We start from the raw sequence: 14,813 nt of genomic DNA on the forward strand, positions 1-14,813 counted from the left end.
GTTTCCCCCTTATAGAAATCCGTTTTCTTGTAAAAAGCTTTCGGACATTGACCCCGTTCGTTTTACAGGTTTAGAAATAAAGCGTTCGATATATTTACCAATCATGTCACACTCAATGTTTACGATATCTCCGGCATTCTTTTCTCCGATGACAGATTCGCTTACTGTGTGTGGGATGAGTGAAATTGTTATGGAAGATTCGTCTATATCAAATATCGTTAAACTCGTTCCATCAACAGCAACGGATCCTTTATGCAAACAATAGCGTAGCAATTCATCGGAAATTGCTATTTTGTAATAGACGGCATTGTAATGTTGTTTTTTAGTTAAAATTGTCCCGATGCCATCGATATGTCCTGAAACGAAATGTCCACCAAAGCGCCCGTTTGCAGCCATGGCTCGCTCTAAATTTACTTTAGAGTGTGATTTAAGCAGGCGAAGTGATGTTGATTTCATCGTTTCAGGCATTGCATCAACTGTAAATGAAGTAGTTGTAAAGCTCGTTACAGTTAAGCAAATCCCGTTAACCGCGATACTATCACCTAAATGGACATCAGATAAAATTTCATTTGCATGGATCGTTAATTTCATCGCTTCTCCGCTTTGTTGCATGTTTGTGATCGTTCCTAATTCTTCTACAATTCCTGTAAACATTTCGTCACCTCATTTCGGGCAGTCGCAACAATTTTGATATCATCGCCAATTTGTTTCATCTCTTGAATTTTCAAGGAAAGCGAATCTTGTAATTTTGAAAAACCGTTTCCTCCAAAAAGAGTAGGAGCACCTTTCCCGCCAATTAATTTCGGGCTTATATAGGTTACAATTTCATTGAAATTGTTTGTTTGTAAGAAACTTGCATGAACAGTTTGTCCACCTTCGATGAAGAGAGACAGGATTTGTTTTTCACCGAGTAGATCTAAAACATCTTGAATTTCAATTTGCTTCGTTTTCATTTGGAATATCGCTATATTTTTAGATTCATAAGAAGCTATTTTCTCTTTATTTACATCCTTACCTACAATAATCCATGTCGGTGCTAAAGTATCTGTTATGACATGAGAAGATGGTGGCGTTCGTAAATGGGTATCTAAAATAACGCGAATAGAATGTTTCCCGCCATTTGGAATTCTTGTTGTTAAATGTGGATTGTCGGCTATAACTGTATTCACTCCAACAAGAATTGCATCATGTGTATGGCGATATTGGTGAACGTCAGCGCGTGCTTCTGCACCAGTAATCCACTTACTTTCACCAGTTACAGTGGCTGTTTTGCCATCTAAGCTCATCGCGGTCTTTATCGTGACAAATGGGCGTTTCGTTTTCATGTAGTGAAAAAAGTAGCGATTTAATAAAACTGCTTCCGTTTCAAGAACACCCGTAGTTACTTCGATTCCTGCCTCTTCTAATTTCTTTTTTCCATTACCAGAAACGAGCGGGTTGCAATCAAGGGTAGCAATGACAATGCGCTTAACTCCCTTTTCGATGAGTAATTCACAGCAAGGTGGTGTTTTTCCAAAGTGGCTACACGGCTCAAGTGTTACATAGACGGTAGCGTTTTTGGCTTTCTCACCAGCCATATGAAGGGCATGAACTTCCGCGTGTTCTTCACCAGCACGTAAATGAGCGCCCATTCCGACGATGTTTCCATCTTTTACAACAACAGCACCAACCATAGGATTCGGACTCGTTTGTCCTGATGTCCCCTTAGCTAATTGCAAGGCAATCCTCATATATTCTTGATCAGTCATTCTCTTCACCTCTCCTAAAAAAATCAAAAAACCCCAAGGATTTAATATCCTTGGGGTTTGGGAGACGTGATTTCTAGAATTATAGTTCGAATACGAAAGTACAGGAAAGAAACCTAGCGATGATTGACATTTTTGCATAAGGAAAAAACCTAGCAAAATATCGAATTTTTTAAACGCTAGTTGTCTCTTTTTTATTTCAGTATAAAAAATGAGTATAGAAAACTAAACATATATATAAATTCAAAATGAATGTATAAAAATATGCATACTGAAATAAAAGTGTATTCACTATATAAAAAACTAGAAACATATCCTTCTCCCATCCAGACTATACTGTCGGCCCTAGAGTTTCACTAGATCCACCGTTTTCGAGTTGAAAACGGGTCACGGACTTAGAAGTTTTCACTTCATCACCGCCGGTTGGGAATTTCACCCGACCCCGAAGGATGCTGTTTGGTCAAATTATAGCACAAAAAAGAAAAAAGGCTAGCAAAAAATATTTGAATGTGAAGAATTGTGTGAAAATACATGGAGATTGAAATGGAGACAAAAGTGTTAGAAATGTTGTTAGGAAAAGGAATATCCAGACTTTGATTAAAAGAAAAAACATGCACAAAAAATGTGCATGTCACATACAAAATTACTTTGCCTCTGGTGCTCTAACAACAGATTCGAATTTACCTTTATGCGAAGCATCGCAATAAGGCATATTTTTTGATAAACCACAACGGCATAAAGAAAATGCTGGTTTTGCTGGGAATACATTCCCTTGTGAGTCGACTAATTCCACGTCCCCTGTAACGCGAAAAGAGCCATTATCATTTACTTTAATTTGTACTTTTGCCAACGCTATCCCTCCTTCCCAAACGCTTAATTTCATCATATAATCAAGGGAAGCACTTGACAATATAAAGTGAAACTTTAATTAGTGGAGGGGGTTCATTCCACTGATTATTAGCCTTCACCAATCGGGCGATTACGGGCAGTTAATCTCCCGCCTAACTTCTTTGCTTCAGCTGAATTTTGAGATGGGAGTCTCACTGCCCGTTAACGCGGGATAAAAAGAGCACTTTCTTTGGGAGAGAAGAGAGTGTTATAATGTTTTTTATAACTGACTAGAGTAAGGTGACGAAAGATGGATAAACAATTACTTACATTACGAAATATTGCAAATGAGCGCACGTGGGCATCATTTTTGAATGATAATCATCCATATAGTTTATTGCACTGGTCGATTGCCGGTGTAGGACAAGAAGCGAAGGATGTTTGGTTACTTCAAGATGAGGTAACGTTTCAAACGACAGAATTTCCAACGCTAGATGAAGCTGTGCAATGGATTTCTGAAAACATGGAACAAGTTACAGACGTTTTATCGCAATGAAAAAAACAGGCTTATGCAAGCCTGTTTTTTGTTTCTTTTACGTATGTGTTCAAAAATTGATCAAGAGCTGCTTCATACTCCTCTTTATTTTCGTTATAAGAGCAAGCGTGTGCACCGTGTTCTGCAATATAAAGTTGTTTATTATTTTCTTTTGCTTCATATAGAGCTTTTGTCATATCGGCTAAAATATAATCGTCATCTTTACTATGAATAAAGAGAACGGGATTGTTAATGTTTTTTATACAGTCGATTGGTGAAACTTCACGAATTGTATACCCGTCACGAACTTTTAAAAAAGCATTTGCTAATGGTAATAAAGGCCATTTGGGTAAATGGAATTCAACCTTTAAGCGGTGCTGTAATTGCCCATAGAAATCAGAAAAAGGACAATCTGCAATATAGAAATCAGCACCATCTTCTACAAGTCCTGCGTATTGAAGTAGTGTTGCAGCGCCCATAGATTCACCATGAATACCGAGTATTATATTTGTGCCAAAACGACTTTTTAGCCAGTCAACTACTGATTTTAAATCATGTTTTTCATAGTATCCATAGCTTGTTGTTTTTCCTCCGGTTTTACCATGACGACGATGATCATAAATAAGGACATTATATCCTCTGCTTAAAAATAAGTTTGCATATTTTACAGAGTTCATTTTGTTTACAGTTACGCCGTGACAAAAAACCATAAACTTGTTGGAATGACCTGCAGGAATGTAATATCCATGAAGATTATATCCGAATTGCGAAGGGATATGAATTTCTTCTTTATGAAGAGCGTCAAAATCTTCTATACGAAAATGTTTTTTCGATTCTCTTTCTAGAACTTCTTCCTCTGTTTTTTTCTTCAAGTACATCACTTTATTTGTAAAGAAAATCCCAAGGGCAGTTATCGCACCTAGTATAGTAAACAATGCTGCAAAAAAACGTTTCATACTTTACCTCATCCTCCAAATACCGTTACATGTGATACACTTACATTGTATCACAAGGATAGAAAAGGAGAGAAATAGGAAATGGTGCATATAAAAAAAATTACATCAACAATGAAAGAAAAAATCCGAATGTTCATGTGTGAAAACTGGGGGAGCTCATTGATGGTTTCGCGTGGTAAGGGGCATCAGTTAGAAGAGCTACCAGGATTTGTTGCGTTTTTAGATGACAGAATAATCGGAATTATAACGTATGAAGTGACTGGGAATTTGTGTGAAATTGTATCGTTAGATAGTTTTGAAGAAAGGAAGGGGATCGGGACGAAGCTTGTGGATTGCGTATTGCAAGTTGCTCAAGAAGCACAGTGCCAAGGAGTTTGGCTCATTACAACAAATGATAATATGAACGCGTTACGCTTTTATCAAAAACGTAATTTCATGATGACAAATTTATATGTAAATGCAGTAGAAGAGGCGCGAAAAATAAAGCAAGAAATTCCGCGCATTGGATATGATAATATCCCGATTTTACATGAAATTCAGATGGAGTATCGTTTATTGAAATGATGTAACAATTTTCAGAAATATAAGTTATTAATCTTGACGAATACTGTAATTTAAGTTACCTTAAAATTGTAATCTATTACCATATTAAGGGGTGACGATGTGGCAACTATACGTGATGTTGCAAAATTGGCAGGTGTTTCAGTCGCAACCGTTTCACGAGTTATTAATGAAAAAGGATACGTTCATGACGAAACAGTAAAACAAGTAAAGGAAGCAATTGAGGAATTACGTTATAGGCCAAACAGTGCAGCAAAGCCATTATTTAAAGAGAATTCAACAATCATTGCATTACTTGTAGAGAATTTATGTAACCCATTAAACATCACTTTGCTACATTGTATTGAGGAAATAGCATATAAAGAAGGCTATCAAATAATCGTTTGTAATATAGAGAATAAAGATAGATACATACATATGTTGAAGCAAAATAACGTTGCAGGTGTTATTTTGACAAAATCAGTTTTTAAAAGTCTAGGGAAAATCGAATTCCCATTTGTTGTGATGGAGGAAAAACAACCTCTTACAAATCATTATGAAAGTGGACAGAGGGCTGTTTCTTTATTAAAAGAGAAAGCATGTCACTTTCTTGCTTATTTCGGTGAGGGGGAAGAAAGTGAAGAAATGGAAGAGCGTATATCAGGATTTTTAGACGCTGTTTGGGATGAAGGGATCTCTTATCGAGAAGCATGTGTACAAAGGTATACGAATAAACAGTTTATTACATTATTGCAAACTCATCCGTATATAGATGGAATTGTAGCTTCAAGTGATAAGGTTACTACCGAGTTAATTCGAGCAGCCAAATTTCTAAATATACATATACCAGAAAAATTAAAAATTATTGGACCGAATGGGAGTATCGAGAGTGAATGGATAGGTCCATCACTACCAGCAATTGAAAATTACGTCGAAGAAGAAGCGAAAATAGCTTTTCAACAATTAAAAGGGAAAATGAAAAAGTAAAAGGTGCGTTTTATACGCACCTTTTACAATGTAATTGCGGCAATAAAGCCAAATATAAGTAACGGTATATTATAATGCAGAAAAGTCGGTACACATGTATCCCATATATGATGGTGTTGACCGTCAGCGTTTAAACCTGATGTTGGTCCAAGTGTACTATCAGATGCTGGAGATCCTGCATCACCTAGCGCTCCTGCTGTACCGATAATTGCAATTGTAGCCATTGGACTAAATCCAAGCTGAATGCAAAGGGGTACAAAAATTGTTGTTAAGATAGGGATGGTTGAAAAGGATGAACCAATTCCCATCGTAACGAGAAGTCCGATAACGAGCATAAGAAATGCAGCAAGCGGTTTGTTATTTCCGATGAAATGTGCACTCGTTTGCACAAGTGATTCAACATGTCCTGTTTTTCGAAGAACAGCGCCAAATCCAGCGGCAGAAATCATAACAAATCCGATAAAGGACATCATACGCATTCCACTTGTTAATATTGCATCTGCTTCTTTAAGGGGGAGACTACCACTAATTGATAAGACAATAATCCCCGCTAAGGCACCGAAAATCATTGATTCTGTTGCTAATTGAACAGTTAATGTAGCTGTGATAGATAATAATCCGAAAGTGATGCTTCGCTTTGTATAGGGAACGATTTCACTTTCGGCGGTATGAATTTGTTCTGTTTCATATGTACGAGGTTTTCGGTACGTAATGAATACCGCTACACATAATCCGATAATCATTCCGATTGCTGGAATAGTCATCGCTTTTGGGATAAGCGCGACATCAAATGTAAGGCCGCTTTGGGCAGCATTTGTTTGCAATACGTCATGATAAATTTTTCCGAATCCTGCAGGGATCCACATATAAGGTGTAATTAACCCGAATGTAATAATACATGTGACAAGTCTACGATCTACTTTCAGCTCGTTTAATACTTTTAAAAGTGCAGGAATTAAGATTGGGATGAAAGCGATATGAACAGGGATAACATTTTGTGAGAAACAAGCCATTGTTAAAATGATGAATAAAATCAGTATTTTAGAATAAACTTGTTTTTTTGTGTCTTGTTCGTTGCCAATCCATTTTAATGCGGTTTGAATCATGGCATCTGGAAGTCCTGTTTTAGAAAGAGAAATAGCGAAACCGCCAAGCATTGCATAGCTTAATGCGATAGGGGCACTGTTTCCAAGACCAGTTGTAAAAGTGTTAATTGTTTCTGAAATACCGAGTCCGCCGATAAGTCCGCCTGTTAGAGCTCCAATAATAATGGCGACAATGACTTGGACACGTAACAAACTAAGCAATAGCATGACTGCTACTGCGACGAGTACAGCGTTCATAATAGATATAATCTCCCTAATTTTTATTCTGTTAAGGCAAGTGAATATGAAGCAGTTTGCTATATTTATACATAATACTTGCGACATATTATTATAAAATGTTTTCTATGAAATGTAAAAGAGCCTTTTGTATTTAATGATGAAAAGATAGCTCTTGTTTGATGGATTGTAAAGAATTAGCAAATAGTTCTGGTTCTTCTAGATCAGGAGAATGTGCTGAATTTGGAAACCAAATCATTTTCTTTATGGGTGCTTCAATAACATCACAATATTCTTGAACGAGTGCATACGGAGTTTGATAATCATAGCGACCAGAACAAAAATATACCGGAATAGATAAACTTGAAATAGACGAAAAGAAATCGATTGTCAGCATTTCTTCCCATAAAACGCCAGATTTTAAATTTCCTGCGAGAAACTTGAACCAATCTAATAGCGTATACTCAGGAGAAAAGAAACCTTTTCGTATGAAAGAAAAGGAAGATCCGTTTTGGATTGCGCCTCCAAATGTGCCAAGCCACTTTCTTTGAATAATAAGACGTCTCGTATCTAAAAATGGTGGTTTGCCTAATTTTAAAAGGGAAGCTAATGCTTTTTTATGATCATGTTTTTTGGCAGAATGAATTAAATGTTGATATAGCAATTCTTCATTTTGTTTCATATGTACAATTTGCCCTATACCGATGTAAGCCTCGATATATTTTGGATATTGATGTGCTATGTTAAGCCCAATAATACTTCCCCAAGAATGACCAGCGAGAAATAGTTTTTGTTTGTTGAACCTTTTAAGTACATATTGAATCACTTCTTTTGCATCGGAAACGAATTGTTCGATTGTGAAATTTGCTCCGAAATCTTTCATTGAAAAGGATTTACCTGCCCCGCGTTGATCCCAATTAATAACGATAAAGTGCTTCTCTAATTCTTTTTGGAAATGGCGAATAAATCCGATTTGTGCCATGCCAGGTCCGCCGTGACAGCATAATAAAATAGGCTGTTCTACGTTTTGACCACGCATGAGGAGGAATTGTTTTCGGTTGTTAATCATAACGCTTTCCATCGTAGCAATACTATTAGGAATGAGTTGTTTATTTTCATTATAGAACTGTGGGGTACAGCTACGAAAAAGCATATTGAAAACCTCCTTTTCTGAAATCGTATGAATCGCACAGGCTATTTATTTTGCATATACTGTTAGAAAATCATTGTAACATACCATGCTAGTGTCATTTCAACATGGGAGGAGGGGAAATTGTGACGATTGGAGAAATTATAGATTGTTTAAATAGGCGTGAATCCATCGCTATTATAGCAAAGCGCCTTGAAATAAGTCCGTATACATTATCGAAGAAATTAAGGTGGATTGGATACGAGTATGATGGAGAACGGAAGAAACGTATTTTTGTAGGAGATGGAGAAGAACCACGTCACTTACAACTCCAAGAAGCGACCGCCCTTCAATATGCGAAAACAGATTATCAAGTATTAATTTATGAGCAATTACAAAGCATTTATGAATTATTAAGAAAGAGAGAAGAAGTAAGTGCACCAATTATGAGTAAAAGTACAGAAAAAAAGAAACGTACCTTCTCTATTAATAAAGAAATATTAGCAAGATTAGACATCATATCAGAATCAAAAGGGATTCAAAAATCTAAACTTGTAGAAGAGGCATTACAACAATTTTTACAGCAATATGACTTTAACAACACATCACATTTTGATAATTGAAGAAAAGGATACTGTGTTCATTATAAGAACGAGTATCCTTTTCTTTGTTTCATGTATATTACGGCTAGAATAAAGGATAAGTGCATATCCTTTGCAATGAAAAGTACAGAGTGCTTATTTGGAGCGTACTTAATTTATTTTTTGAATTCTACCATCAATAGTTGGTTGAATTGGCTCTTTTACTTGTTTTACATAATCAACTAGTGCTTCAAAGTCATTTGGACCAGTCTCTGCATTTTTACCATTTTTAAATGATACGAATCCATCACCACCAGAAGCTAAGAAAGCATTTGCAACTACGCTATACGTTTTAGATGGAGATAATTCTTCTCCATTTGTTAAGCGTATATTCGTAACCTTTTCACCGTTTGGTTTGCTTGCATCCCAAGTATATTGAATACCTGAAATTTGCAGCATTCTCGTTGTTCCTTTTTGCCATTGTTGATTTAAAATATCACGAATATCTTGACCTGTTAAATCTGCTTTAATTAACTGATTTCCAAAAGGTTGAATGCCGTACAATTCGCCCCATGTAATATCACCAGCGTCTAAGTCATTACGAATCCCACCAGGATTCATAAGTGCGATTTGAGTTTGCATCGTTTGGCGCTGTGCATCGGCAACTAAATTTCCAAGTGTAGATTCACCAGCATCGTTTTGTTTACGGTCAATAGGTGCTGTAGATTTTCCGACTACTTCATTTACAAGAGGTGCGATTTTTTCTTTATATTGATCTAACTTTTGTTTTACTTGTTTATCAGGTTCGACACCTTCATGGTATGTTGTAACAACTTCAGCTTTTTTCTTTACGATATCTTTTGTTTTACGGTCAATTGTTACATCTACGTCTGAGAAAGCCATCCCGTAAGAGTTCGCTTGTACGATAAGTTTATTATTAACAGTACCATTTACATACGTATGACTATGCCCACCGAAAATAACATCAACTTCTGGATCAGCTTCATTTGCAATTCGGTTAAGGTCGCCATTTGTTATACCAGACTCATCTGTCGTTCCGCCAACATGTGCAAGGACGACGATGGATTTAACACCGAGACGCTTTAATTGTTGCGTTGATTTATTAATCGCTTCCACTTCGTCAGTGATCTGTACATTTTTAAGCATAGTAGGCATAACGACATTTGGTGTATCAGTTGTAACGACACCGATGAATCCTACAGGAACACCATCTACCATTTTTACAGTAAATGGTGGTAAGAATAAGCGACCAGTTGATTTGTTATAGAAGTTTGCAGCGACATAAGGGAAGTTTGCTCCATTGAAATTCCCTGTTTTTTCGTGGTAACCACCGTAAATGAGTCGTTTCATTTCATCGATGCCTTCATCAAATTCATGGTTTCCGATTGTACCTACATCAAATTTTAAGTCATTTAAAAATTCAATCGTTGGTTCGTCTTGTAACAATGCTGAAACTGGTGGACTAGCTCCGACAATATCGCCAGCATGTACGAGAAGTGTATTAGGGTTTTGTTTTTTACGTTCTTTTAAATAAGTGGCTAAGTAATCAGCGCCACCGGCTTCTTTATTATTAATTTTTTTAACAGTATCTAGTTGTCCATGGAAATCATTAATGCCAAGCATTTGTACGTCTATGTAACGGTGTTGTTCGGCTGGAGTCTGAGATGGGGGAGCGGCGAATACACTTGAAAAAGTAATGGTGCTTAAAACTGCGACAGCGGGAATAATTTTTTTCCACATAATTCATTTCTCCTTTTTTTATAATCTGACATCATACGACATAATTTTAATAGATTCATAGGATTATATCTATATAAAAATTTAGTTTTTTTAAAAAATTAACAAATTTACAAATAATGAATAATAGAGTAATGAACCTTTTTTATTGTCGATTTCAGCATGTATCCTCTATAATGGAGAAAAAAGTAAAAGGTGAGCGGTATGAAGAAAAAGAAACAAAGGCAAGTGCAAAGACAATCTCAAATGAACCAACCGAAGAAAGAATCACTTACATTAGGTGATCAATTAAATGATTCACTTATGCAGCAATTAAAGAATAAGAAGAAAGAGTTGCAAGTGAGAGAAGAGAAAAAAGAGGCAGCAGAACTGGAAAGAAAGCGTCAAGAGCAAAAAGAACGTGAAAAGAATAAATCATTTGAAGAACTGTTAAGTGAAAGTAATCTTACTTGGAAAGACTTTAAATAATAACGAAAATGATCAGTGTATATCGCTGGTCATTTTTTTGACGAGCTTGTAAGAAAAGGGGAGTTAAAATGAGAAAAATTGTAGTCGTACCATATGAAAATCATTGGATTGAAAAATTTCAAATGGAAGCCGAAAGATTGAAGTCTGTGCTGCCAGAAACAGTGGAGATTCATCATATTGGCAGTACATCAGTGCCAGGACTAGCAGCTAAACCTATTATCGATATGATTATGGAGGTAGAAAGTATCGATCGTGTAGATCGTTGGAATGAAAGATTTAAAGAGCTTGGTTACATCGTAAAAGGAGAAAATGGTATTTCAAGACGCCGTTATTTTATTCATGGAACGGAGGAAAAACGCTCGTATCACTTACACGTGTTTGAAAAAGGAAATCCTGAGATAGTAAGGCATTTAGCGTTTCGTGATTATATGATGGCGCATTGTGAAGAAGCAAAGGCGTATGCAGTTTTAAAGAGAGAACTAGCCGAAAAATATACATATGATGGCACGTTATATACGGAAGGGAAAAACGAGTTTGTACGTAATATTGATGAAAAAGCAAAAGAATGGAGAAAAGGAAACGTAAATAATTGAGTTCGTATTTTTAGTGTATAAAATTATTATGTCAACTATACGTATATTTTGACTTTTTGGATGAATCTTGTTGAAATAAAGTAGTGGTTTATAAAATGTAACAATGAAAGGGAGAACGACTGTGCATATTCCAACAACTACACTTCATAATGGCGTGAAAATGCCGATGATTGGTCTAGGCGTCTATAAAGCGAAAGAAGGCGACGAAGTAAAGCAAGCAGTAAAAACAGCGTTAGAAGTTGGATACCGTTCGATTGATACAGCAGCTGTATATGAAAATGAAAGCGGTGTCGGTGAGGCAGTTCGTGAATCAGGAATTCCGAGAGAAGACATATTTATTACAACAAAAGTTTGGAACGACGATCAAGGATACGAGGAGACACTCGAAGCATTTGAAAACAGCTTAAAGAAATTACAGATGGACTATGTAGATTTATATTTAATCCACTGGCCAATTAGAGGGAAGTATATTGAAACGTACCGAGCTTTAGAAAAATTGTATGAAGAAGGTAAAGTACGCGCGATTGGTGTTTCTAATTTTCATAAACATCATTTAGAACTGTTATTACCAAATTGTAAAGTGAAGCCTATGGTAAACCAAGTGGAACTTCACCCGATGTTAACACAATTTGAATTGCGTAATTTCTGTGAAGGTGAGCAAATTCAAATGGAAGCGTGGAGTCCGTTAATGAGGGGCGGCGAAGTATTCGAGCACCCAATTATTCAGGGGATTGCTAACAAATATGAAAAAACACCCGCACAAGTTATATTACGATGGGATATTCAAAGTGGGATAGTAACGATTCCTAAATCTGTGACACCATCTCGTATTCAGGAGAATTTTACTATCTTTGATTTCTCATTAACTGAAGAAGAGATGAATCAAATTAATACGTTAAATCGCAATTTACATGTAGGAACGAATCCGGACAAATATGATACGTTATAAAAAAGACTGCCTCCTAATGTTTAATGTTGGGGGCAGTCATCTGTTTTTATCAGTAAATCGATATTTTAACGGTGCAAGGCATATGAATCATGCTTAACGATTTTTTGAAGTTGTATATATTCTTCTTTTGTTACAGGTAACTGTTGGCAAGCGTGTACATTTATCTGTAATTGTTGAATAGAGCTTGCACCAGGTATAACAGCTGCAACAGTTTCGTTATGTAAGCAATAGTGAATAGCTGTTCCTGTTAAAGATTTTTCTCCGATAACTTCTTTTACACTCCCGAGTGCAGTGTTTAATTCATCGTAAGAATAAGAGAGATAGTCCGTTTCTTTTACTCTTTCTATCTTTCTTGCATTGTTGTCAGTTAAAATTCCTTTCGCAAGTGGTCCGCGGGCAATGACACTAATTTGGTGTTCATTAAGAAGTGGGAACCATTCTTCTGGACGACGATTTAAAAGGCTATATTCCATTAGTACACTAACGATATTTGAGCGTTTTGCATACTCACGGATGACATTTGGACGTATAGAAGAAATACCGTAATGGCGAATAATACCTTCTTTTTTCAATTCTTCAAAAGCTTCAATAGTTTCATCTATCGGATCTTCCAGCGTTCCGCCATGAAGTTGATAAAGGTCAATATAATCAGTTTGAAGTCTACGTAAACTTTCTTTTACTTCGGCTTTTATGTAGGCTTTAGAAGGGTCCCAAGCCCAGCCGTTTTTTTCTTCTGTCCATCGATTTCCAACCTTTGTTGTAAGAACAATTTGGTCTCGTTTTCCCTTCAATGCTTTTCCAACAAATTCTTCGTTTAATCCATAATCATATAAATCCGCTGTGTCAAAAAAATTGATTCCTAAATCGATTGCTTCATCGATAATGCGCATAGCTTCTGTTTCAGATGTGCCGAGAGACATACAGCCAAGTCCCATTTCTGTCACAAATAAATCTGAGTTTCCTAATTGACGTTTTTTCATAAGTCAACCTCCTTTCCTTTATTGTACGAAAGGGAAAAGAGGTTGACAAACGTTTACTTTTTATTCGCTGTAATCCACTCTTGTACGGTTGTATACTCTTTGCCATATTGTTTTAGTTTATGGCGAATTTGCCATGCTTTGCCGACTAACGTGATGCGATTTGGTAAAATATAAACTTTCATTTCTATCACGCTCCTTTCAATGTGGTAAAATGTATGAAGAAAGAATAGGAAATAGAACAGGGAGATGAAATAGTATGAGTAATCTTGCAGAGAGAACGGTAAAAACTGAGCCGATTTTTGATGGTAGAGTTATAAAAGTTCGTGTTGATGATGTAGTATTACCAAATGGAGAAATGAGTAAACGTGAAATCGTAAATCACCCTGGTGCAGTTGCTATTATTGCTATTACTGATGAGGGGGAAATTGTGCTTGTTGAGCAGTACCGTAAAGCGCTTGAGAAGGCGATTATTGAAATTCCTGCTGGGAAATTAGAACCTGGGGAAAAGCCAGAGGTGACAGCAGTTCGTGAATTAGAAGAAGAAACAGGATATGTATGTGAAAATATGGAGCTCATTACTTCTTTCTATACATCTCCAGGATTTGCAGATGAAATTTTATATGTATATAAAGCGACAGGTTTGACAAAAAAAGAAAATAAAGCAGCATTAGATGAAGATGAGTTTGTGGAATTAATGGAAGTATCATTAGAAGAAGCGATTGATCTTATGAAAGACCTTCGTATCCATGATGCGAAGACGATGTTCGCTGTGCAATATTTACAATTACAAAAATAAAACACTCGCCAAAGGCGAGTGTTTTTTAATTGATTTTTGCATATACACGTGCATCACGTAAGCTACCATCTGGCGCAAGGAAATCATTTTCCATTGTACCTTCTAGAATAAATTCTAAACGTTCTGCTAAGTTACATGCATTGGCATTTGTTGCATCAGTACGAATTTCAATCCTTCTAGCACCTAGCTTATCAAAGGCAAATTGAATGGCACCTTTAACAGCTTCAGTCATATAGCCTTGTTTTGTATAAGCACTATGGAGCCAAAAATGAAGTGAAAACTTTGGAATATCCCAGTTTTCAGGCTTGAGCGTAATAGCTCCGATGAATGTACCGGATACTTTATCGTATAAGTGAAAATCAAGTGTTTCACGAAGTAAAAACTGCCCGTGAGCGTTACGAACGATTTCTTCAGCACTCTCTTCTGTTTCAGCGTCAATTGGCATCCATGGTACTAAGTCTTCTAGAGAAGCTTGGATTGCTTCATATACTTCTGCACCATCACCTGGAAACGGCTTGCGAACTTGTAAGCGTTCAGTTTGAAATAATGTTGGAAAATCTAATAATAATGGTTTCAAGAGAAATCCCTCCTATTCTCTACTTTTTAGTTTAGCAAAGTAGAGCGGAATTTCAATGTTAATTCGTCA

18 protein-coding genes and 1 riboswitch are annotated in these 14,813 nt (G+C 36.4%); of the genes, 8 read left to right on the forward strand and 10 right to left on the reverse strand.

The features are described from left to right. Positions 1-9: 9 nt before the first annotated feature. The 3 genes from ribE to JDS81_RS03100 form a co-directional block, all read right to left on the reverse strand. Positions 10-654, reverse strand: coding sequence for a riboflavin synthase subunit alpha (ribE, locus tag JDS81_RS03090; protein WP_000493925.1), 645 nt, complete (start codon positions 652-654; stop codon positions 10-12). Next, a complete protein-coding gene (ribD, locus tag JDS81_RS03095; protein ID WP_000132003.1) occupies positions 636-1,748 on the reverse strand; it encodes a bifunctional diaminohydroxyphosphoribosylaminopyrimidine deaminase/5-amino-6-(5-phosphoribosylamino)uracil reductase RibD in 1,113 nt (370 codons plus the stop codon). Before ribD ends, ribE begins: the two co-directional genes overlap by 19 nt. Positions 1,749-2,055: 307 nt before the next feature. Next, positions 2,056-2,199: riboswitch (FMN riboswitch) on the reverse strand. Positions 2,200-2,388: 189 nt separating this feature from the next. Continuing rightward, positions 2,389-2,631 carry a CDGSH iron-sulfur domain-containing protein gene (locus JDS81_RS03100; protein ID WP_002039507.1) on the reverse strand — a complete coding sequence of 81 codons (243 nt, stop codon included), beginning with the start codon at positions 2,629-2,631 and terminating at the stop codon, positions 2,389-2,391. A 252-nt stretch (positions 2,632-2,883) separates the two neighbouring features. On the opposite strand from JDS81_RS03100, the gene JDS81_RS03105 reads away from it, so the two are divergent. After that, a complete protein-coding gene (locus JDS81_RS03105) occupies positions 2,884-3,129 on the forward strand; it encodes a DUF2552 family protein (protein WP_000360799.1) in 246 nt (81 codons plus the stop codon). A gap of 11 nt (positions 3,130-3,140) precedes the next feature. Here JDS81_RS03105 and JDS81_RS03110 read toward each other — a convergent pair whose 3' ends face one another. Next, a complete protein-coding gene (locus JDS81_RS03110) occupies positions 3,141-4,064 on the reverse strand; it encodes an alpha/beta hydrolase (RefSeq protein ID WP_097953007.1) in 924 nt (307 codons plus the stop codon). 81 nt (positions 4,065-4,145) lie between these two features. Here JDS81_RS03110 and JDS81_RS03115 point away from each other — a divergent pair, with 81 nt between their 5' ends. Together JDS81_RS03115 and JDS81_RS03120 are read left to right on the forward strand one after the other, a co-directional pair. Continuing rightward, positions 4,146-4,628, forward strand: a complete 483-nt coding sequence (locus tag JDS81_RS03115; protein ID WP_000233394.1) for a GNAT family N-acetyltransferase — start codon at positions 4,146-4,148, stop codon at positions 4,626-4,628. A 99-nt stretch (positions 4,629-4,727) separates the two neighbouring features. Then, positions 4,728-5,591: a LacI family DNA-binding transcriptional regulator gene (locus tag JDS81_RS03120; protein ID WP_097953008.1), complete on the forward strand. Its 864-nt coding sequence runs from the start codon at positions 4,728-4,730 to the stop codon at positions 5,589-5,591. 23 nt (positions 5,592-5,614) lie between these two features. Here the strand turns inward: JDS81_RS03120 and JDS81_RS03125 are convergent, their stop codons facing one another. Together JDS81_RS03125 and JDS81_RS03130 are read right to left on the reverse strand one after the other, a co-directional pair. After that, positions 5,615-6,934 carry a Na+/H+ antiporter family protein gene (locus JDS81_RS03125; RefSeq protein ID WP_000994821.1) on the reverse strand — a complete coding sequence of 440 codons (1,320 nt, stop codon included), beginning with the start codon at positions 6,932-6,934 and terminating at the stop codon, positions 5,615-5,617. A 133-nt stretch (positions 6,935-7,067) separates the two neighbouring features. Further along, a complete protein-coding gene (locus tag JDS81_RS03130; RefSeq protein WP_000898945.1) occupies positions 7,068-8,066 on the reverse strand; it encodes an alpha/beta fold hydrolase in 999 nt (332 codons plus the stop codon). A gap of 122 nt (positions 8,067-8,188) precedes the next feature. Between JDS81_RS03130 and JDS81_RS03135 the strand changes: the two genes are divergently transcribed. Next, on the forward strand, positions 8,189-8,665 hold the full coding sequence (locus JDS81_RS03135) for a ribbon-helix-helix domain-containing protein (RefSeq protein WP_000151924.1): 477 nt from the start codon (positions 8,189-8,191) through the stop codon (positions 8,663-8,665). A gap of 129 nt (positions 8,666-8,794) precedes the next feature. Here JDS81_RS03135 and JDS81_RS03140 read toward each other — a convergent pair whose 3' ends face one another. Further along, positions 8,795-10,384 carry a bifunctional metallophosphatase/5'-nucleotidase gene (locus tag JDS81_RS03140; protein WP_097953009.1) on the reverse strand — a complete coding sequence of 530 codons (1,590 nt, stop codon included), beginning with the start codon at positions 10,382-10,384 and terminating at the stop codon, positions 8,795-8,797. A gap of 201 nt (positions 10,385-10,585) precedes the next feature. Here JDS81_RS03140 and JDS81_RS03145 point away from each other — a divergent pair, with 201 nt between their 5' ends. From JDS81_RS03145 to JDS81_RS03155, 3 genes are all read left to right on the forward strand, one after another. Further along, the gene (locus JDS81_RS03145) at positions 10,586-10,849 is read left to right on the forward strand and encodes a YqkE family protein (RefSeq protein WP_000727568.1); all 264 of its coding nucleotides are present in this window, start codon (positions 10,586-10,588) and stop codon (positions 10,847-10,849) included. Positions 10,850-10,917: 68 nt separating this feature from the next. Next, positions 10,918-11,442, forward strand: a complete 525-nt coding sequence (locus tag JDS81_RS03150) for a GrpB family protein (RefSeq protein WP_001227193.1) — start codon at positions 10,918-10,920, stop codon at positions 11,440-11,442. Positions 11,443-11,563: 121 nt separating this feature from the next. Beyond that, complete coding sequence (locus JDS81_RS03155) at positions 11,564-12,391, forward strand: aldo/keto reductase (RefSeq protein ID WP_000547983.1); 828 nt, start codon at positions 11,564-11,566, stop codon at positions 12,389-12,391. 65 nt (positions 12,392-12,456) lie between these two features. Here the strand turns inward: JDS81_RS03155 and JDS81_RS03160 are convergent, their stop codons facing one another. Then, positions 12,457-13,371, reverse strand: a complete 915-nt coding sequence (locus JDS81_RS03160; protein WP_097953010.1) for an aldo/keto reductase — start codon at positions 13,369-13,371, stop codon at positions 12,457-12,459. Positions 13,372-13,424: 53 nt separating this feature from the next. Then, positions 13,425-13,553 carry a Z-ring formation inhibitor MciZ gene (gene mciZ, locus JDS81_RS03165; protein WP_000870289.1) on the reverse strand — a complete coding sequence of 43 codons (129 nt, stop codon included), beginning with the start codon at positions 13,551-13,553 and terminating at the stop codon, positions 13,425-13,427. 74 nt (positions 13,554-13,627) lie between these two features. Here mciZ and JDS81_RS03170 point away from each other — a divergent pair, with 74 nt between their 5' ends. Continuing rightward, the gene (locus JDS81_RS03170) at positions 13,628-14,167 is read left to right on the forward strand and encodes an NUDIX domain-containing protein (RefSeq protein ID WP_097953011.1); all 540 of its coding nucleotides are present in this window, start codon (positions 13,628-13,630) and stop codon (positions 14,165-14,167) included. A gap of 25 nt (positions 14,168-14,192) precedes the next feature. On the opposite strand, the gene JDS81_RS03175 is transcribed toward JDS81_RS03170, so the two are convergent. Beyond that, the gene (locus JDS81_RS03175; RefSeq protein WP_000803486.1) at positions 14,193-14,744 is read right to left on the reverse strand and encodes a GNAT family N-acetyltransferase; all 552 of its coding nucleotides are present in this window, start codon (positions 14,742-14,744) and stop codon (positions 14,193-14,195) included. Positions 14,745-14,813 lie beyond the last annotated feature (69 nt).

Source organism: Bacillus cereus group sp. N31 (genome assembly GCF_016483245.1).
In the GTDB taxonomy this organism is placed as follows: Bacteria; Bacillota; Bacilli; order Bacillales; family Bacillaceae_G; genus Bacillus_A; species Bacillus_A toyonensis.